This is a genomic window from Nonomuraea sp. NPDC049637 (assembly GCF_040675235.1).
GTDB lineage: Bacteria > Actinomycetota > Actinomycetes > Streptosporangiales > Streptosporangiaceae > Nonomuraea.
Genome location: NZ_JBFAOM010000005.1, coordinates 116,823 through 135,923, shown reverse-complemented (window position 1 = coordinate 135,923; position 19,101 = coordinate 116,823). Strand labels below are relative to the sequence as shown.

Genomic DNA, 19,101 nt, shown 5'->3' with positions numbered 1-19,101 from the left:
CCGGGCTCCCGCGTAGCCTGGGCTGATGTTGCGCCGCCTGCTGCGCGTCCTGCTCGCGCTGGTCGCCCTCGCCTTCCTCGGCTACGGCCTGGCGCGGAACTGGCACGACACCACGCAGGCCCTCTCCAGGCTGTCGCCGTGGGCGGTGCTCGGGGCGTTCGGCGCGGTGCTGGCCGGGCAGGTCTGCATGCTGGCGGCCTGGCGGCAGATCATGGCGGGGCTCGGCACCCGGCTGCCGCTGCGGGTGGCCGGACGGATCATGTTCGTGGGCCAGCTCGGCAAGTACATCCCGGGCGCGGTGTGGGCGTACGCGGCCATGATGGACCTCGGGCGCGACCACGGGAGCCCGCCGCGGCGCACGTTCGCCACGATCTCGCTCGGGCTGGTGGTCAACCTGGGCGTCGGCATCTCGATCGCCGCCGCCACGCTGAGCTCGCACGAGGCCGTCCGCCGGGCCTGGTACGTGGTGCTGCTGGTGCCGGTGATCATCGTGTGCCTGCATCCCAAGGTGCTCACCTGGGGGCTCAACCTGGCGTTGCGGATCGCCCGCAAGGAGCCGCTGGAGAGCGTGCTGCCCGGCCGCACGGTCGTCGTCACGGTGGCCTGGACCGCGCTCGGCTGGTTCGTCTACGGCCTGCACACCTGGCTGCTGTCCGGCCGCCCCGACCTCTACCTGGTGGCGACCGGCGCGTACGCGTTCGCCTGGTGCACCGGCATCCTGGCCTTCGTGGTGCCGGCCGGGGTGGGCGTGCGGGAGGGCGCGCTCGTGCTGGTGCTCGGGCCGGTCATCGGCACCGCTCCGGCCATCGCGGTGGCGATCGTGTCGCGGCTGGCGTTCACGCTGGCCGACGCGGTCGCCGCGGGGGCGGCGTTCCTGCTGGGCCGTCAGAGCGCGAGCAGCGCGCCCGCGTACGCGGCCCAGAACGGCTCGGGATCGACCGCCTTGACCCCCGACCGCAACCTCTCCGGCTCGCCCGAGGCGTAGAAGCGCTCGATCGCCGCGCGCAGCGCCCCGGCGTCGCCCGGCTCGACCAGCAGGCCGTCGACGCCGTCGGTCACGTGGTCGGCCAGCGCGCCCACCCGGGTGGCGATCACCGGCACGCCGTGCTCGTGGCCGAGCCAGACGTTCTGGCTGGCGGTGGCGCTGCGGTACGGCAGCACCAGCGCGTCGGCCGCGGCGAACAGCTTCGGCACGTCGGCGGCGGGGACGTACCCGGGCCGCAGCTCCACCCGGTCGGCCAGGCCCAGCTCGTCGATCAGCGCCTTCGTCTCGTCGAGGCCGCCCCAGAACTCGCCCGCCACGGTGAGCGAGACGCCCTCGGGCAACGCCCGCAGCAGCAGGTCGAGCCCCTTGTACGGGCGGACCATCCCGAAGAACAACAACCGCCGGCGCACCCCGCCGGACTTCTCGGCCGACGTGGACGGCAGGTGCGGCGGCAGCCCCGCCACCCCGACCGGCTTGCCCGGCGCGAGCCCCCTGGCCAGCTCGGCCTGCTGCTCGGAGTGGGCCAGCACGCCGTCGACCCGCCGCAGCAGCGCCCTCATCAGCGGCTGGTCGTACGGCTTGCGCTCGTGCGGCAGCACGTTGTGGCAGAGCGCGACCGTCCGGGCCTTACGCCGGATCCCGGACAGGATCCCCAGGTACGGAGGAACCTGGACGGAGCTCAGCACCGCCAGCACCACCAGGTCGGCCGTGCGCAACCGGCGTCCCGCCGCGTACCACCCGTCGGGCCGCCGCCAGTCGAGCCGCCGCGCGGTCCGCGGGTACGGCGTGCCCTCGGGCTCGGAGATCGTCTGCTGCCCGGGGTAGAGGAACGACGGGTACTGGGCCCGCCACGACTCGATCACCACGTCGTGGCCCTGGGCCGCCAGCCGGTGCGCCAGCTCGGTGGTGTGCTGCGCCCCGCCCCCCTTGTACGGATGGGTCGGGCCGACGATCGCGATGCGCACGCGCTATTCCCCCCGCGACCGCACGATCAGGTCGGCCAGCAGCGCCACCGAGCCGATCAGCAGGCCCGACAGGAAGATCATGACGGTGTTGGCCGGGAAGTAGAACGGCTGCCGGATCATGTCCCAGACGCCCTTCACGAACCCGATCGCCACCAGCCAGAGCGCGGGCGGCATGAGCACCTTGAGCGGGTTGAAGTACATGATCATCCGCAGCACCTGCAGGATGTAGCGGTAGGCGTCGGAGACGAAGCTGAACTTCGACTTGCCGGCCCGCTTGGCGTACTCGATGGGCAGGTAGTAGACGTCGTGCTGGTTGGACAGGAACGACAGCGTGATCGTCGTGACGCAGGAGAACCCGGGCGGCAGCAGCCGCAGGTAGGGGCGGGCCACCGACTTGCGGAAGGCGCGCAGCCCCGAGTTGAGGTCGGGGATCTTCTGCCCGGCGAGCTTCTCGGCCACCTTGCGGATCACCCACTTGGCCGGCACCCGCAGGATCTTGTGCGACCCCTCCTCCGTGGTGCGCGCGCCGACGACCTGGTCGATCGTCTGGTCCTTCTCCAGGATCTGGACCAGCTCGGGGATGCGCTCGTTGGGGTAGGTCATGTCGGCGTCGGTCCAGACGACGATCTCGCCCCTGGCCTCCTGCGTGCCGATGCGGCGCACGGTGCCCGAGCCGCCGTTGCGGTGGAAGGCGCGGATGCGCAGGTGGGGGTAGTCGGGCGCGGCCTCTTCGAGCCGGGCCAGGGTCTGGTCGGTCGAGCAGTCGTCGACGGCGACCAGCTCGTAGGTGTAGCCGCTGGAGTCCATCGCCCGCGTGATGCGCTCGACCTCGTCGATGACGTGGTCCTGCTCGTTGTAGCAGGGCAGGACGATCGTGACGTACGGCGCTTCTTCCACGGCAGGTCCACTCTTGGGGGTCTCAAGCGTGCTCACGGGGGTCGAGGGTACTCTGCCCCGCTGGAAGCCGAGTCCACATCGACGGGCTTTACGCTCACTTGATCAGCTGTGACCATCCTACGCCGGGCATCCTGAGCATCTCCTGACCCACCGCCCTGGCCCTGGCCGGGTCGTCGAAGCGCACGTACAGCACCTCGGGGATCTCGGCGAGCGTGAGAGGCCGCGCGTCGCCCCGATAGAGCCGGGCCAGCCGCAGCCCGAACGGCTTGTCCTGGAGGAACACCTCGGTCACGCCGTCCAGCTCGCGCAGCCGGGCCACGACGGCGTCGCGCTGCGCCTCGGTCGCCACCGTCCGGCAGGCGGCGTCCTCCTGCCACTGACCGCACATCACGATGGTCAGGTCCGCCTTGCCCCGCCAGAAGTCGGGAACCCGGGGCAGCAGCAGGACGCCCTTCTCCTCGGCCAGCCCCCGCCGGACGGCGTCGTAGTCGGCCGGGCCGCGCACCCCGCCCTCGATCATCGGGATCCAGCTCGCCTCGCGGGGCTTCGCCAGCCCCTCATCGATGATCACTCGCTGGGCCCAGCGCCGCTCGACCTCGTCGGCGGGCACCAGCGTGGGCGCGACCGCCTCGGGGATCCGCCGGACCAGCGCCAGCACCCGCTCGGCGGTGCCCGGCGGGCAGCCCTGGGTGCCCTCGGTGCACAGCGTGACGGTGAAGCCGTCCACGACGGGCAGCGCGCCGACGGGCGGCGGCGAGGGCAGGAGCGAGCGCAGGTGCAGGTACCAGCCGCCCCCGCCGAGCGCCGCCACCAGCAGGACGGCCGCCGCGACCGTCGCCGCCGTCCTTCGGTGGGCTCTGATCCAGGGCCGTAACCAGGGCTCCCGGTCGTCGCCGAACGACAGCTCGTCGGTGTCAGACATGTCCAGAACTATCGCGATGTGTCCCGAGCGGGGTCAACCCACCGCCATCCATACGTTCACCCGCAAGGACCACGTCCCGTCGGGCGGGTCCACGAGCGAGCGCTCGTCCTGGCGCGTGACCAGGCCCATGATCTGCCGCGGCGTCCCGTAGGGGGCCACCTGGGCGGGGTCGGCGGCCAGCACGACCGGCACCCGGCCGGCCGCCCTGACCCGCTCGACGGCGGCCCGGACCTGCGGCTCCTCCGCCAGGTCACGCCCCGGGGGCCGCGCCACCTGCGCCGCCGGACGTCCGCACATCCCCCGGACGAGCTGGGTGAACCGGTCGCCGGTCACCCGCTCGACGAACAACACCGACGCCTCGGCCGGCAGCGCCGCGCACATCGACCGGACCGCCGCCGCCTCCCCCCGCTCGACCGGCGTGAACGCGGTGCCGATCGAGGTGACCACCGGTGGCGCGAGCACCAGCAGCACCCCCGCGACCGTCGCCCACCGCCGGACCTGCTCGCGCGGCCACGACCGCTCGCGCAGCCAGCCCAGGCCCCACACCGCCAGCACGATCAGCCCCGGGATCACGACCGGGACCAGCCGCCGGGAGGCCCACGGCTGGTCGGGGGTGATCTCGGGCCGCAGCAGCGTGGTGACCGTCGTCCAGCCGATCATCGCCAGCGGCAGCAGCCAGACGAACGGCCTGCCGTCGCGCAGCAGCCTGCGCAGCAGCACGGCCGCCGCGACCGTGGCCAGCACGACGGCCGGGATGCCGATGTACCAGGTCACCCAGTGGAGCGATAGCTCGAAGTAGAGCCGGTCCGCCTGCACGGGCAGGCCGTTGGCCTGCTGGATCTGAGCGATGAACTCGGCCGTGCGGGCGTCGTCGAGGTTCGCGGCCTTCCTGGTCACGGTCTGGAACCAGGGGCGGGCGTACAGACCGGCCATCACCAGCACGACCAGCGCGGCCCCCGCCGTCGGCAACCACCGCGGCGGCCGGAACCTGGCCAGCGCGGGCGCGGCGGCCACGCCGACCGGCGTCAGCACCAGCACGACCGCGCAGATGAGCAGCAGCGGCCGCACGGATGCGGACAGATACTCCAGGTACGGCCGGGCCAGCACATACGCCGCCAGCAGCCCCAGCCCCGCCCCCGCCACCAGCCCCGCCAGCAGCGGCGCCCCCACCGCGCCCTGCGGCCTGCCGGAACGCCGCATCGCGACCAGCAGCCCCGCGTACGCCAGCACCGGCAGCACGTCGCGCAGCCCGTCGACCCTGACCAGCACCGCCAGCCCCAGCACCAGCCCGGCCGGCAGCCCCTGCCGCCAGCCCGGCCGCTCGGCCTCGATCGCGTCCTGGGCCAGCGCCAGCCCGCCGAACAGCAGGATCAGCGACGGGATCTCGCTGAACGTCGTGCGCGAGGTGTACAGGATCGGCAGGCTCACCGCGAACGCCGCCGCCGCGAGCACCGCCCACCGGCCGCCGGCCAGCCGCGCCGCCACCCCGGCCACCGTCAGCACGGCCAGCGCCCCCAGCACGGCCGGCACCGCGAACGGCGCCCCCAGCCAGTCGCCGACCGCGAACACCAGCGGCGGCCCCGGCATGAACTGCGGCACCACCCCGCCGTCCACCGGGTACGTGCCGACGCTGTCGAAGAACAGGGAGGGATGGTGGCCGCCGAACGCCGCCGCCTGGTCCGGGATCGGCAGCGAGCCGTGCCCGGCGATCCAGGCGGCGTACTGGGCGTAGGTCGCCGGGTCGCGCCGGACCAGCAGCTGCTCGGAATGCATGACGACGTTGAACACGCCCGACCCGGCGGCCACCGCCACGACCCCGGCCACCTGCCAGGGCGTGGCCTGGACGCCCTGGCCCGCGCCCCGCGTCCCGCGCAGGACGCCGCGCGTGCCCGCCCAGCACAGCAGCGCCGCCGCGGGCGCCCCGAGCAGCAGCGCGGGCAGCGGCGCGAACCGGCCGGCCAGCAGCAGCGGCAGGCCCGCGAGCAGCCAGCCCGCCAGGGCGAGCGCGGGCGACACCGACAACGCGGCCAGTACGCGGCCCGATCGATCACGTTCCATCGGTGAGCGAGCGTATCCAACGCCGGAGTCACGGCGTCCGCGGAAACGCGGGTAGCGTACGCGAGGTGCAGGAGGAGCGGGATGACCAGCGGGTGAGACCGGAGCCGCGCGCGGGAACCCCCGCCCGCGTCCAGGAGCCCATCTGGCGGCGGCTCGCCTCCGGCGCCCGGGAGCCCGGCTGGCGGCGGCACGGCTGGTCGGCGCGCGTCCGGGAGGCCGGATGGTGGCGGCGGCACGGCTGGTTCGCCGGGGTGCTGGCGGTCGGCGCGGCCCTGCGCGCGCTCGCCATGCTCGGCTACCGCCCGGCCCTGTGGTTCCCCGACTCCTACACCTACGTCGTCACCGTCTTCCGGCCGCGCCCCGACCTGGTGCGCCCGGCGGGCTACTCGATGTTCATGAAGCTCCTGGAGCCCTTCCACGGCTTCTGGGCGGTCACCGCCGCGCAACACCTGCTCGGCCTGGCCACCGGCGTTCTCGTCTACGTGGCCGCGCGCCGGGCCCCGCGCTGGGCGCGCACGCTCGCGGCCGTGCCCGTGCTGCTCGACGCGTACCAGATCGAGCTGGAGCACCTGCTGGTCTCCGACACGTTGTTCCTGTTCCTGGTCGTGGCCGCCGTGGCACTGAGCATGACCGAGAGGCGCGCCATCGTCGCCGCCGTCGGCCTGCTGCTGGCCGCCGCCACCCTGACCAGGACCGTCGGCCAGCCGCTCATCGTCGTCCTGGCCGCGTGGTTCGTGCTGCGCAGGCGCGTGGGCCTGGCCGGGGTGCTGCTCGTCGCCGCGCTGGTCCCGGTCGTCGCCTACGGCGGCTGGTTCTACGCCACCTACCACCGCGTCGGCCTGGTGGGCGCGAACGGCGTCTTCCTCTACGCCCGCACGATGTCCTTCGCCGACTGCGCGAAAATGCACCCGCCGGCCGACCTGCGGGTGTTGTGCGACCCCCGTCCGCCGGAGCTGCGGCCGCCGTCGCAGGAGTACATCTGGAGCAAGGACTCCCCGCTGGTGAAGCTGCCGGGGATCACGTTCACCAAGGCGAACGACGACCTGGCCTCCAGGTTCGCGACCCTGGCCGTCACCAGCCAGCCGCTCGACTACGCGGGCTCGGTGCTGGCCGAGCTGGCCCGCACGTTCGCGTGGGGGCGGCCGGTCTACCCCGACGCGGAGGTCTACGCCTACTACGAGTTCCCGGCGACCCCGCCCGGCCCACCTGGCCGCTATCCCGCGCAGGTCGGCGCCGACTATGCCAAGCTCTACGAGCAGGGTGCGATCGGTACGGAGATCGTCGAGCCCTACGCCGGATGGCTGCGGGGCTACCAGAGCGTGGTGCGCCTGCCCGGCCCGGTGCTGCTGGCGCTCCTGCTCGCGCCGCCCGTCGCGGCCGCCGTGCGCAGGGCGCGGGGCCTGCGGCACGCCGGTCCGCCGGCGTGGGCGGTGCCCTGGGCGGCGGCCGTTGTGTTGCTCGTCACACCGCCCGCCGTGGCCGAGTTCGACTACCGGTACGTGCTCCCGGCCGTGCCTCTGGCCTGCCTTGCGGCGGCCCTGAGCGTCCGGCCTGACCTGCGGGGACGGTCAGAAAGCGGGAAAGACTTTGGCAATGATATTCCACGAAATGTCCGGCTCTGAGTATGCTGTGCCGCGGAAACATCACGCCCGGGTCACGGTCGTTTCCGGCGGTCATGGCACCGGGCACGCCGTACGTGACCTAATCTCGTGGCGCGGAGCGACCAAGCCGGCGCGTTGGCGCAAGGAACGAGGCTAGGGGGCGTATGAGTGACTACAGGAGCGCGTCCGTCCAGGACGCCAGGGTCGCCCCCAGCGCTCCGGGCAGCCGGATGGCGCGAAGGGCCGCGGGCTCCCCGCCTCCCCCGCCCGACGACCGGCCCACGCGCGGCCACCGCGGCGACGGCGGCGGCGGCGGTCAGGGCAAGATGCGGGTGCTGGCCTGGGTCAGCATCGCCGCCACCACGGTCATGGTGGCCGGCGCGCTGACCGGTTACACCGTCTACCGGGACGCCTTCGGCAACATCACCCAGAAGAGCGTCAAAGAAGACATCATCAACCCGCGTCCGCGCGACACGGGCGCGCTCAACGTGCTGCTCGTCGGCTCCGACACCCGCGCGGGCAAGGGCAACGCCAAATACGGCCAGCAGCTCGCCAGGACGGCCGACGCCGGCGGCAAGCGCACCGACACGATCATCGTCATGCACATCTCCCCCAACCGGGACAAGGCGCGCCTGATCAGCTTCCCGCGCGACTCGATGGTGCAGATCCCGAAGTGCAAGAACGAGACGACCAAGGCCGAGATGCCGCCCCGCCGGGACATGATCAACTCGGCGTACAACTCCGGCGGCATCGCGTGCACGATCTCCACGATCGAGACGCTCACCCAGATCCGCATCAACCACTTCGTCGAGGTCGACTTCAGCGGCTTCAAGAACATCGTCGACGCCCTCGGCGGCATCGAGATCTGCCTCAAGTCCGGCGTCAACGACAAGGCGTCCCATCTCGTCCTGCCTCCGGGCAAGAGCCTGCTCAACGGTGAGAAGGCGCTCGGTTACGTACGTCTGCGCCACTACGGCGACGGCAGCGACATCCAGCGCATCAAGCGCCAGCAGATCTTCCTGAGCAAGGTCATCGCCAAGGCCACGAGCAGCGAGCTGCTGACCGACATCGGCAAGCTGACCGGCTTCATCAAGGCGGCCGCGGGCTCGGTCACCATGGACCCCGAGCTGGCCAACGACACCCAGCAGCTCATCGACATCGCCACCAGCGCCAAGGAGCTGACCGCGGGCGGCGTGCAGCTCACCACGATCCCGTGGCTGCCCGACCCGCAGGACCCCAACCGGGTGATCTGGAAGGAGCCCGACGCCTCCGCGCTGTGGGCCTCGATCATCAGCGACACCGAGCTCCCCGACCCGGCCCCGAGCGCGAGTGCCAGCGCGAGCACCAAGCCCAAGGTCACGCCCAAGCCCGAGCAGGTGAAGGTGCAGGTGCTCAACGGCACCACCACGCCGGGCAAGGCCCGCCTGGTGGCCGACGAGCTGGCCAAGCAGGGCTTCAACGTCGTCGGCGTGGGCAACTACCAGGCCGCCGACGGCGCGAGCCTGCCCGCCAGCGAGATCCACTACGCCAAGGGCGCCGCCACCGGCGCCGACTACGCGGCCGTGCTGTCCGGCGCGGTGCTGCCCAAGCCGGCTCCCTCGGCGGGCAAGGTCACCGCGACCAACCCGCAGCCCTACACCTCCGGCACCACCGGCACGGCCGCCGGCGCGGGCGGCAAGGGCGCTCCGGTGATCCAGCTCGTGGTCGGCTCCGACTTCAAGTCGGTCAAGGTGACCAAGCTTCCTGACAGCGTGAACAACAGCACCATCACGGCCGCCGACCAGAAGAACGTGTGCACCTGAGGCTCCAAGTTCCCTGTGGAACCGGACTTCTGGTGAGACAGGGACCACTAGATCGGGATAATGTTTGCGGGTCGGCGACGCAGCGCGACACGGCCGCTGTAAGGCGGTTGTAAGTGTGAAATGTCAGAGTTGCGTCGTGCACCCCGGCCCCTAGCGAAGCTGAGCTCCCCAGTGTCTGACACAAAGTTCTCCCCACCGGTCACGACCCCGCGGAGCCCTGACGGCCCCGTCGAGGAAGGCGGGCCGGCGAACACTGGAGCTCGCTGGCCCCTGCCTCAGGAGCCGGTCTGGGGCAACCAGACCGACCCCCACGGCATGCCGACGGCCGAGCGCCCCGAGGAGCGGCAGGAGCCCGTCGAGGAGCCCGAGCCGCCCAAGCGCCGGCGCGACCCCTACCTCGACAACGTCAAGTTCATCCTGATCGCGCTCGTGCCGCTGGGCCACTCGCTGGTGCCAACGCTCTCGACCCATTCCTCCAGAGCGCTCTACATCTACATCTACATGTTCCACATGCCGCTGTTCGTGCTGATCAGTGGCTACCTGTCCAGGAACTTCTGGAACTCCAACGCGAAGACGAACAAGCTCGTCGACACGTTCGTCGTGCCGTACGTGATCGTGGAGATCGGCTACGCCGCCGTCCGCTACGGGCTCGGCCAGAAGTGGAGCCTCACGATCATCGACCCGGCGTGGCTCAACTGGTACCTGCTGGCGCTGCTGTTCTGGCGGTTGTCCACACCCGTGTGGAAGCGGATGAAGCACCCGGTCCCGGTGGCCATCGTGATCTACATGTTCGCCGGCTTCTCGCAGATCACCGGCGACTTCAGCATGGACCGCTTCTTCGGCCTGCTGCCGTTCTTCGTCATCGGCCTGGTGATGCAGCCCGAGCACTTCGAGATGCTCAACAAGCTGTGGATCAAGATCGCGTCGGGGGTCACGCTGCTCTGCGCTGCGGCCGTGGCCATCGTCATCGCGCCCAAGGCGCCGCTCGACCCGTTCTACTTCAAGCACAGCTTCCAGGACATGGACCTGTCCTGGTGGATGGGCCTGCTGCTCAAGGTCGGGCTGCTGGTCTGCGCCCTGGCGATGTCCTTCGCGGTGCTGGCGCTGGTGCCGCGCGGCGAGACCTGGTACTCCGACCTCGGCACCCGCACGCTCTACTGCTACCTGCTCCACGGCATCCCCGTCCTGATCGCCAAGGACCAGGGCTGGCTGGCGCTGCCGTGGCTGCACGGCCCGCTCGGCGTGCTCGCCATCGCGTGCAGCTCGTTCGCCCTGGCGATCGTGTTGTGCCTGCCGGAGACGCGCACGGTCTTCAAGTGGGTGCTCGAACCCCGCCTGACCTGGCTCTATCGCCGTCCCTCTGGAAGTTAAGCGGCCCTTCCACCTGAGTTAACGCCTTTGACCTGGTAGGCGCGGAGCATCGACACATGCGCGCATGTGTCGCCACCACCGTCCATCATCCCGAGGACGCCCGGATCATGCACCGGCAGATCAGGGCGCTGCTCGACGCGGGCCACGAGGTGACCTACGTCGCGCCGTTCACCTATTACAACGTCACCCCGGCCGTCGGGCTCACCGCGGTCGACGTCGCCCGGCAGGCCCCGTACGGGAAGGCCCGGGCGGCGCTCAGGCGCGGCGTGCGGGACGCCGATCTGCTGATCGTGCACGATCACCGGCTGCTGCGTGCGCTGCCCCACCGGCGCCCTCCGGTCGTCTGGGACGTCCGCGAGGACGTCTCGCCCAGGCGGCGGGCCCGCGCGGAGAGACGGCACCACGTGATCACCTCCGCGGTGGTGCCCGAAGCGACCCTGGTGTCGCCCAGCCCGCCACTTCCCGGCGACACCAGGGTCGTGCACATCGGCCGCCTGTCGGCCGAGCGCGGCGTGGCCGAGCTGATCGCCCTGGCCGAGCGCCTGGCGCCGCACGGCATCCGGATGGACCTCATCGGCGCCGCCGACCGCGACGTGCGCCCGCTGCTGCGCGACGCCCAGCGCGTCGGCCTGCTCGACTGGTTCGGGTACGTGCCCAACCGGCACGCCCTGCGCATGTCCGAGGGCGCGCTGGCCGGGCTGTCCCTGGCCGCCGACACCGTGACCGAGCCGCCCACGAAGATCCTCGACTACATGGGCCGCGGCCTGCCGGTGATCGCCACCCCGCAGGCCGCCCCGCTGGTCCGGGCCGTCGGCTGCGGCCTGGTGGTGCCCCGGGACGTGGACGCGCTGCTGGACGCCGTCCTGGACCTCAAGGAGGACCCCGTGCGGCGGGCCGACCTGGGAGCGGTCGGGCACGCCGAGGCCCGGCTGCGCCACCACTGGCCCGACCGGGCGGCGGACTTCGTCAAGCTGGCCGAGTCGTGGGCGGCCCTGCCGGAACACGCGCTGGCGGTGTAGGAATGGCCAGCGGGCTCCCGGGTTGATGTACTGGACCCATGGCATCGCATCTGATCCAGGGCCGGACGGTGGGCATGCCTGTGCGAGTGCAGGACGCCGAGGTCTGCAGCGCCTTCTACGCGGTGCGGGCCGACGCGGCGCGGGCGGTGATCGCCTATTCCGGCCTCGACGTGGCCGAGGTGTTCCCCGGCAAGGCCGTGTGCGTGCTGGTGTTCGTCGACTACCGCGAAGGCGACCTGGACGCCTACCACGAGTTCGGGATGGCCTTCCTGATCCGGCGGCCGGGGGCCGCGGGCTCGGTCGGGCTCGGTGACCTGCGCGGCGCGGGCGTCTTCGTCCACTGGCTGCCCGTCGACCAGCGGTTCACGCTGGAGGCGGGGCGCACGATCTGGGGGTTCCCCAAGGAGCTGGCCGACATCGAGCTGCGGCTCGGGTCGCCGTACAAGCGGTGTGTGCTGCGCAAGGACGGCAGGCTCGTGCTCGACCTGCTGATCAGGCCCGGCGTGCCGGCGCCGGCCGCCATGGCGCCGCTCGACGCCTTCACCCATCTGGAGGGCGTCACGCGGCGCATCCCCTGGTCCGTACGGGCCGGGGGCACGCGCGTGCGGCCGGGCGGCGCGCTGATCCGCCTGGGCAACCACCCCATCGCCAAGGAGCTCAGCGAGCTGGGGCTGCCCAAGCGGGCGCTGTTCGCCTCGACCGTCTCCCATGCCTCGATGATCTTCGGCGAGGCGGAGACGGCCTAGACGATCGGCGGGCGGCCGAGCTTGACCATGCGCCAGGCGGTGCGCCAGGCCATGGGACGACGCTCGCCCGCGGGCGTGCGCAGCCCCTCGAAGAAGCCGGAGAACCACGCCTTGATCGCGACCCCCGAACGGCGCTCGCGGATCAGGGTGAGCACCACCCAGTTGGTCAGGTAGAGGAACGCCAGCGGCCACGGCAGGTTGCGCCGCGCCAGCCAGACCCGGTTACGGGCGTTGAGCTGGTAGAACTGCGCGTGCCTGGTCGGCGGGACCTGCGGGTGGTACATGACGGTCTCGGCGTCGTACTCGATCCGGTAGCCCTCGCCCAGCAGGCGCCAGGCCAGGTCGGTCTCCTCGTGCGCGTAGAAGAACCGCTCCGGCAGGCCGCCGACCTGGAGGAAGGCCGAACGCCGCACGGCCGAGGCGCCGCCCAGGAACGTGGTGACCGGCGAGGAGCGCTGCGGGTCGCCCGCGCGCAGCCGGGGCACGTGCCGCCGCTGGCCGACGCCGCCCTCGGGGTCCATCACCCGGAAGGAGATGACCGCGAGGTCGGGCTCGGTGGCGAACCGGTCGCGCACGTGGGCGACGACCTTCTGGTTGGCGTACCAGCCGTCGTCGTCGAGGAACAGCACGACGTCGCCGGAGCACTCCTCGACGCCGCGGTTACGGCCGGCGGGAATGCCGGTGTTGTGGTCGAGCCGGATCGTCTTCACGACCGCGGCCGAGCCCTCGGGTGGCGTGGCCGACACCTGGGGCACGTCGGCGCCGTTGCCCACGATCACCACTTCGACGTCGCCGTCGACCTGGTTGAGCGCGGACTCGACGGCCCGGTTCAGCTCCGCGACCCGGTTGCCCATGGTGAGGATGACGCACGAGATCTTCAACGGGTCATCGTCCTGACGCGTTGAGGACACGAGCGGAGCATTCTTTCATGATCACCGAGTCTGCTGGTCTGCATCTTGTTGACAATGGTGGAGCTAAGCGTATCGGAACCGATGGTGAACCCCCACCGAACGGCGGACGTCCGATCAATACGACGGACGGGAAGCTCCTCCGGTTCCGACATGAGATCACCCAAGCCGCCTCGACGCCATAATGCTGATCAGATGAAGCACGGTCTGCAGCGCGGCGGCGATCGCGCAGGCCACGATGAGCACGCGGGAGGCCCCGAGCGTGCCGGTCGCCAGGTCGATCACCGCGGCCGCCACCGCGAGCAGCGACAGCTCGATCGGCTGCATGATCCGATGGAACTTCGTCGCCGCCAGGATCCTCCTGCCCAGACCGAGCAGCCCCGAACGGAACTGCACCGCCGACGCCTCGGAGGACGCGCCCAGCCCGCCCTTGGCCCGCGCCACCTCCACCAGGTCGGTCTCGGCCTTGATGAGGATGGCGCCGAGCGCGGCGGCGAAGCCGAGCACGGTGTACCAGTCGGGCAGGACGGCCGAGGCCCGCCAGCCGAGCCCGGCCAGCACGGCCGCCTCGGTGAAGTAGGCCCCGACGCGGTCGAGGTAGACCCCGGCCAGCGACGTCTTGCCCGTCCAGCGGGCCAGCTCGCCGTCGGAGCAGTCGAGCAGCAGGTAGACCTGGACGAGCAGGGCGGCCAGCACGGCCGCCCACAGCCCCGGCAGGGCCAGCACGAAGCCCGCCGCGACCCCGGCGACCGTCATCACCCAGGTGAGCTGGTTGGGCGTGACCGACGTCTTGCTCGTCAGCCACGTGACGTAGATGGACAGCCGGCGCATGTAGAGCACGCCTGCCCAGTGCTCGCCGTTCCTGCGGTCGAGATGGCCCTCGGGCTGGGCGACCCGCCGCAGCTCAGCTACCGAAGGCCCGGACATAGTCCCCCACCCGATCGCGGATCTCGGAGTCCTGCATGCGCAGGTGCTCCAGGATCGTGTAACGGCCGGGACGGGTCGACGGCGCCAGCGCGACCACCTCGGCGAACTGCTCGCCGGTCAGCCCGATGTCGGCGGGCACGACCGGGAGCTCGTGCCGGCGCAGGCAGTCGACCACCTGGGCCACCCTGGCGGCGTCCTCCCGCAGGAAGAAGCAGAAGGCGGCACCTATGCCGGCGAGCTCGCCGTGGTTGGAGGTGCCGGGGAAGAGCTGATCCACGGCATGAAGGATCTCATGATCTCCACCGCTCGCGGGCCGCGACGACCCGGCGACGACCATCGACATGCCGGAGAGGATGAGCGACTCGGCCAGGACGGTCAGGAACGCGTCGGACTCGATGCCGTCGCTCCGGCCGACCAGCGCCTCGGCGGCGGTGCGGGACATCGAGCAGGCCAGGCCGTCGATGGGCTCGCCGCGCTCGACGCTGCCGAGCTGCCAGTCCTCGATCGCCGACAGGTTGCTGACGACGTCGCCGATGCCGGCCCTGACCAGCGACTTCGGCGCGTTGTGCACGAAGTCGAGGTCGACCAGGATGGCCAGCGGCATCGGCACGCCGAAGGTGCCCTTGCCCCCCTCGTAGACGAGGGAGGCGGTGGGCGAGCAGATGCCGTCGTGGGAGAGGTTGGTGGCCACGGCCACCATGGGGATGCCCGCGAGGGACGCGGCGTACTTCGTCGCGTCGATCGTCTTGCCGCCGCCGACCCCGACGACGACCTCGTAGGCGCCCTTGCGCAGGTCGGCGCCGAGTGAGACGGCCGCCTCGACCGACCCGTCGCTCACCCGGAACACCTCGGCCTCGCCGAGGGTGGGGGCGATCAGGCGCTCGATGTGGTCGCCCTGGCCGGGCCCGACGGCCACGGCCACCCGGCCGGAGGTGGCCACGCGACTGTCGGCCAGCAGGGCGCCGAGCTCGGCGACGGCGCCGCGCCTGACCTCCATGGTCAGGGGCGCCGGCAGCATCCTCGCTAGAAGCGGCATGCGCGCTCCCTCTAGTAGCGAACGGCTATGGTGCGAGCCTTGGCCAGGTCGTCGTGGTTGTCCACCTCGACCCAGTCGACCTCGCCGATGGGCGCGACGTGGATCGCCTCGCCGCGTTCGACCATCTCCTGGTAACCGTCCTCGTAGTAGAGCTGGGGGTCGCGCTCGAACGTCGCCTTGAGCGCGTCGGCCAGCCGCTCGGCCGCGCCGGGCCTGATGAGCGTGGCGCCGATGTACTCGCCGTACGCCTCGGCCGGGTCCATCAGCTTGGTGATGCGGCGCAGCGAGCCCTCCGGGGAGAGGGTCACCTTCATCTCTTCGTCGGCCAGCTTCTTGACGTCGTCGACCGCGAGCAGGACGTCGCTGGTCTCTGGGGCGGCCAGCAGCGTCTTCTCGACCGAGACGGGGTGGACGGTGTCGCCGTTGACCAGCAGCACGCCCTGGGCGAAGTAGTCGCGGGCGCACCACAGGGAGTAGGCGTTGTTCCACTCCTCGGCCTTGTCGTTGTGCACGAGGGTGAGCTTGACGCCGTGGCGCCTCTCCAGCTCCTCCTTGCGGTCGTGCACGGCCTGCGCCGCGTAACCGACGACGACCACGACCTCCCGCAGGTCCACCTCGGCGAGGTTGCGCAGCGAGATGTCCATGATCGTGGTTTCGCCGTCAACCGGCACGAGCGCCTTGGGCAGCGTGTCGGTGTACGGCCGCAGGCGTCGTCCGGCCCCGGCGGCCAGAACCATTCCCAGCAACGTGCACTCCTCGGTCGAGCATGACTACGTGTGCCCAAAGGTTAGTTGCCTTTGGGCCCTTCGCGGGTAATCCGCCGTCAGTCTTGCGTTCCCATCTCGCTCGCCTCGACGCCCGATCGGGGCGCGGCCAGCCAGCACGTGACACTCTCCCAGCCGAACAGCGCCCACAGGTAGAGGGTCAGCAGCACGTAGCCCGCGGTCATCCAGCCGGCCAGGGCGGCCAGCGAGACCGCCATCATCCGGCCGTCCCAGCCGAGGCCGAGCGTCGAGAGCCAGGCCGGCGGGTAGACGCGCTGGCGCAGCCGGTAGACCAGGTCGTAGTGGTGGAAGGCGAGCGCGCCGAGCAGCAGGAAGGTCAGCACCGGCGGCAGCCCGTGGGCGAAGCCGCAGGCGGCGACGAAGCTGTACTCGATGAGCCGCAGGATCGGCGGCACCAGCCAGTCGAAGCGGCCGTCGTGCGGGTGGGTGCTGCCCGGCCCGGCCAGCAGCAGCGTCACGGCGGGCGCGAACACCGCGAGCCCGTCGGACCCGGCCACGCCGATCAGCAGCAGCACGCCGGTGACGAACGTGCCGGCGATCACCGGCGGCAGCGGCGGGAGCTGCCCGGCCACGAGCAGGCCCATCGCGCGCGAGAGCGGCCCGTCGTCGCGGTAGGCGACGACCTTGCTCTCTGGCACGGGGCTCATGTGCACGGAGATCACGCTGCCCACCTCCCGATCCGGCGAACCGCCGCCGCCTCGCCCGCCCCGGCGACCCTCACCGCGCCGACCCTGACCGCGCCGACCTTCACCGTGCCGACCTTCACCGTGCCGACCTTCACCGTGCCGACCTTCACCGCGCCGCCCCTCACCGCGCCGACCTCGCGACGCGCCCGGCGAGCTGGTAGAGGGCCGCGACGCCGCCCCAGCCCAGCAGGGACACGAACGTCACCCTGGCGTCCCACACGGCGGCGGTGACGGCGATCAGCACCGTCCGCTCGCCGATGGGCAGCACGACCATCTTCCTGAGCCAGTGGACGAGCGAGTCGCGCTCCAGCCGCTGGGCGAGCCCGAGCATCCCGTGGGCGTGCCGCGCGTCGGCCGGCTCCAGCAGCGAGCGGGCGGGCCTGGCCCACAGCGCGCCGACGCGGCCGGCGTCGGCCACCGCCCCGGCGTAGGAGTAGTCGACGGAGTGGCGGACGACCTGGGTGATCATCGCGGCGGCGGCCAGGTACCAGATCGCGGTCCCGCCGTAGCCGAAGGCGAGCCCGGCGTAGACCAGGTACTCCTTCAGCCGGTCGGCCATGCCGTCGGCCCAGGCGCCGAGCGGGGAGAACGTGCGGGTGTAGCGGGCGAGCTGCCCGTCGAGGCAGTCGAGCGCGAACGACATCAGGAACAGCGCGCCCCCGGCCGCCCGCCCTGCCTGGGTGCCGGCCGAGAACCAGACGGCGGCCAGCGCGGCCAGGCCGATCGAGACGCCGGTGACGGCGTTGGGGGTGAGCTTGAGGCGGACGGCCGGCCTGATCAGGTGGCGCGACCAGGTCGAGACGAAGAACGTGGCGAAGAAGCCGTCGTCCTCCTTGACCGAGGTGTCGAGCCGGACCCTGGCCTCGTCGACCTCGGCGAGCCTGGTCAGGGCGCTGTCGGCGGCGTGCTGGCCGGTCACGCGGTCGGCGTGCAGCGGGCCGATCGAGGCGGCGCGCACCAGTACGCCGGCCCTGACCAGTCCCACCAGCAGCAGGTCGACCGCCTCGACGGGGGTGACCGGGCCGAGCTTGCCCAGGTCGGCCAGCTCGGCCAGCTCCTCGGCGAGGTCGGCCAGGGTCGCCAGGTCGGCCTCGCCGGTCTGGAGCACGCCCCTGAACGTGGCGTTGGCCTCCGGGACGGTGTGGAACGAGCTGCCGGCGGCGACCACCCTGCCGGACTCGACGCGTACGGGCGGCCGCATCGGGGCCGCGGCGGCGTCGTGGGAGACCAGCGCGCCGGTGTCGCGCGCGGGATGTTCGAGCAGCAGCGCGAGCGCCTCGGTGTGGGCGACGAGGTCGGCGGGGAGCACCACGACCGTGCCCGAGGAGACCCGGGCGATCTTGGCAACCCCGCGCAGGTCGGCCCCGAGCCCGCCGCCGGGGGCGACCACCTGGACGTCACGGACGGGAAGCGCGGCGAACTGGTCGCTCAGCCGGTCGAGGAGCGTGCCGTCGGCGCAGGAGAGCCGGCACGCCGGGGTCGTGGCGAGCAGCACCACCGAGGTGGTCGTGCCCTCGCGGGTGAGTGAGTCGGGCAAAGCGCAGGTCTCCTCCCGGTAGGGAGTGCGTGGACACAGCGTAGCGACAGGGGCGCGCGATATCACGGAACAGGACCGTTACGCTGCCGACATGGATGCAGCGCGGCGGTCGGTCGGAGTGCTCCTCGCGGGAGGCGTGGGGCAGCGGGTCGGACATGAGATACCCAAACAACTCATCGAAGTAGCCGGGCGGACGATCCTGGAGCACTCGATCGCGGTGTTCGAGCGGGCGCCGGAGATCGACGAGATCGTGGTGCTGATGACGCCCGGCTTCACCGACCGGGTGAAGGAGATCGTGGCGAACGGCGGCCACCGCAAGGTCACCCAGATCGTGGAGGGCGGCAGGAGCCGTACGGAGAGCACCTGGCGGGCGTTGCGGGCGCTGGGCACGCAGGAGTGCGACGTGCTGCTGCACGACGCCGTACGGCCCCTTCTGGAGCCGCGGATCATCACCGAGTGCGTGGCGGCGCTGCGCACCCACCGGGCCGTCAACGTGGCGATCCCGAGCTCCGACACGGTCCTGGTGGCCGTGCCCGGCCCGGACGGCGAGGTGATCGGCGAGGTCCTCGACCGCTCGCGGCTGCGCCGCAGCCAGACGCCGCAGTGCTTCCGGCTCTCGGTGATCCGCGAGGCGTACGAGCGGGCCATGGCCGACCCGGGCTTCGCCGAGCGCCCGGCCACCGACGACTGCGGCGTGGTGCTGCGCTACCTGCCCGAGGTGCCCATCCACCTGGTCCCCGGCAGCGAGCGCAACATCAAGGTCACCCATCCGGACGACCTGCGGATCGCCGAGCAGCTCTTCGCGATCAGGGGGTCCATCTCCTGACGTGTCCGGGCATGTCGTAGACGTTCGCGT

Annotated in this window: 18 protein-coding genes; 8 read left to right on the top strand and 10 right to left on the bottom strand. The window is 71.8% G+C overall.

Going from position 1 to position 19,101, the window contains the following annotated elements; translation table 11 throughout:
* Nucleotides 1-25: 25 nt before the first annotated feature.
* A complete protein-coding gene (locus AB0J71_RS09315) occupies nt 26-985 on the top strand; it encodes a lysylphosphatidylglycerol synthase transmembrane domain-containing protein (protein ID WP_352323372.1) in 960 nt (319 codons plus the stop codon).
* On the opposite strand, the gene AB0J71_RS09310 is transcribed toward AB0J71_RS09315, so the two are convergent.
* From AB0J71_RS09310 to AB0J71_RS09295, 4 genes are read right to left on the bottom strand one after another with little or no spacing between them, the layout of a single operon-like run.
* Nucleotides 886-1,950, bottom strand: coding sequence for a glycosyltransferase family 4 protein (locus AB0J71_RS09310; protein WP_352323371.1), 1,065 nt, complete (start codon nt 1,948-1,950; stop codon nt 886-888). The two genes, AB0J71_RS09315 and AB0J71_RS09310, sit on opposite strands and share 100 nt — an antisense overlap.
* A 3-nt stretch (nt 1,951-1,953) precedes the next feature.
* The gene (locus AB0J71_RS09305) at nt 1,954-2,883 is read right to left on the bottom strand and encodes a glycosyltransferase family 2 protein (RefSeq protein WP_352323370.1); all 930 of its coding nucleotides are present in this window, start codon (nt 2,881-2,883) and stop codon (nt 1,954-1,956) included.
* Nucleotides 2,884-2,941: 58 nt separating this feature from the next.
* A complete protein-coding gene (locus AB0J71_RS09300) occupies nt 2,942-3,769 on the bottom strand; it encodes a hypothetical protein (RefSeq protein ID WP_352323369.1) in 828 nt (275 codons plus the stop codon).
* Between the two features lie 33 nt (nt 3,770-3,802).
* Nucleotides 3,803-5,827, bottom strand: coding sequence for a hypothetical protein (locus AB0J71_RS09295; RefSeq protein ID WP_364413542.1), 2,025 nt, complete (start codon nt 5,825-5,827; stop codon nt 3,803-3,805).
* A 65-nt stretch (nt 5,828-5,892) separates the two neighbouring features.
* Between AB0J71_RS09295 and AB0J71_RS09290 the strand changes: the two genes are divergently transcribed.
* The 5 genes from AB0J71_RS09290 to AB0J71_RS09270 all read left to right on the top strand — a co-directional run bounded on the left by AB0J71_RS09290 (nt 5,893) and on the right by AB0J71_RS09270 (nt 12,366).
* Nucleotides 5,893-7,449: a hypothetical protein gene (locus AB0J71_RS09290; RefSeq protein ID WP_364413540.1), complete on the top strand. Its 1,557-nt coding sequence runs from the start codon at nt 5,893-5,895 to the stop codon at nt 7,447-7,449.
* 143 nt (nt 7,450-7,592) lie between these two features.
* Nucleotides 7,593-9,230: an LCP family protein gene (locus AB0J71_RS09285; RefSeq protein WP_364413538.1), complete on the top strand. Its 1,638-nt coding sequence runs from the start codon at nt 7,593-7,595 to the stop codon at nt 9,228-9,230.
* Nucleotides 9,231-9,545: 315 nt separating this feature from the next.
* Nucleotides 9,546-10,601 (top strand): acyltransferase family protein, encoded by a 1,056-nt coding sequence (locus AB0J71_RS09280; protein WP_364413536.1) that lies wholly within the window; start codon nt 9,546-9,548, stop codon nt 10,599-10,601.
* A 56-nt stretch (nt 10,602-10,657) separates the two neighbouring features.
* Nucleotides 10,658-11,620, top strand: coding sequence for a glycosyltransferase (locus AB0J71_RS09275; RefSeq protein WP_352321574.1), 963 nt, complete (start codon nt 10,658-10,660; stop codon nt 11,618-11,620).
* A gap of 38 nt (nt 11,621-11,658) precedes the next feature.
* Nucleotides 11,659-12,366: an acetoacetate decarboxylase family protein gene (locus AB0J71_RS09270; protein ID WP_352321576.1), complete on the top strand. Its 708-nt coding sequence runs from the start codon at nt 11,659-11,661 to the stop codon at nt 12,364-12,366.
* On the opposite strand, the gene AB0J71_RS09265 is transcribed toward AB0J71_RS09270, so the two are convergent.
* The 5 genes from AB0J71_RS09265 to AB0J71_RS09245 all read right to left on the bottom strand — a co-directional run bounded on the left by AB0J71_RS09265 (nt 12,363) and on the right by AB0J71_RS09245 (nt 16,684).
* The gene (locus tag AB0J71_RS09265; protein WP_352321577.1) at nt 12,363-13,247 is read right to left on the bottom strand and encodes a glycosyltransferase; all 885 of its coding nucleotides are present in this window, start codon (nt 13,245-13,247) and stop codon (nt 12,363-12,365) included. The two genes, AB0J71_RS09270 and AB0J71_RS09265, sit on opposite strands and share 4 nt — an antisense overlap.
* A gap of 186 nt (nt 13,248-13,433) precedes the next feature.
* Nucleotides 13,434-14,201 (bottom strand): CDP-alcohol phosphatidyltransferase family protein, encoded by a 768-nt coding sequence (locus AB0J71_RS09260; protein WP_352321579.1) that lies wholly within the window; start codon nt 14,199-14,201, stop codon nt 13,434-13,436.
* Entirely contained in the window at nt 14,179-15,219 is a 1,041-nt protein-coding gene (locus AB0J71_RS09255; RefSeq protein ID WP_352321655.1) for an iron-containing alcohol dehydrogenase family protein, read from the bottom strand. Before AB0J71_RS09255 ends, AB0J71_RS09260 begins: the two co-directional genes overlap by 23 nt.
* A 29-nt stretch (nt 15,220-15,248) precedes the next feature.
* Nucleotides 15,249-15,983, bottom strand: a complete 735-nt coding sequence (locus AB0J71_RS09250; RefSeq protein WP_352321581.1) for a phosphocholine cytidylyltransferase family protein — start codon at nt 15,981-15,983, stop codon at nt 15,249-15,251.
* Between the two features lie 77 nt (nt 15,984-16,060).
* Entirely contained in the window at nt 16,061-16,684 is a 624-nt protein-coding gene (locus tag AB0J71_RS09245) for a DUF5941 domain-containing protein (RefSeq protein WP_364389248.1), read from the bottom strand.
* On the opposite strand from AB0J71_RS09245, the gene AB0J71_RS09240 reads away from it, so the two are divergent.
* Complete coding sequence (locus tag AB0J71_RS09240) at nt 16,654-16,869, top strand: pentapeptide repeat-containing protein (RefSeq protein ID WP_364413712.1); 216 nt, start codon at nt 16,654-16,656, stop codon at nt 16,867-16,869. The genes AB0J71_RS09245 and AB0J71_RS09240 overlap by 31 nt on opposite strands.
* Here the strand turns inward: AB0J71_RS09240 and AB0J71_RS09235 are convergent.
* Nucleotides 16,830-18,245, bottom strand: coding sequence for a CDP-alcohol phosphatidyltransferase family protein (locus AB0J71_RS09235; protein WP_352321585.1), 1,416 nt, complete (start codon nt 18,243-18,245; stop codon nt 16,830-16,832). The genes AB0J71_RS09240 and AB0J71_RS09235 overlap by 40 nt on opposite strands.
* A gap of 91 nt (nt 18,246-18,336) precedes the next feature.
* Between AB0J71_RS09235 and AB0J71_RS09230 the strand changes: the two genes are divergently transcribed.
* On the top strand, nt 18,337-19,071 hold the full coding sequence (locus tag AB0J71_RS09230) for an IspD/TarI family cytidylyltransferase (protein ID WP_352321586.1): 735 nt from the start codon (nt 18,337-18,339) through the stop codon (nt 19,069-19,071).
* Nucleotides 19,072-19,101: the final 30 nt, after the last annotated feature.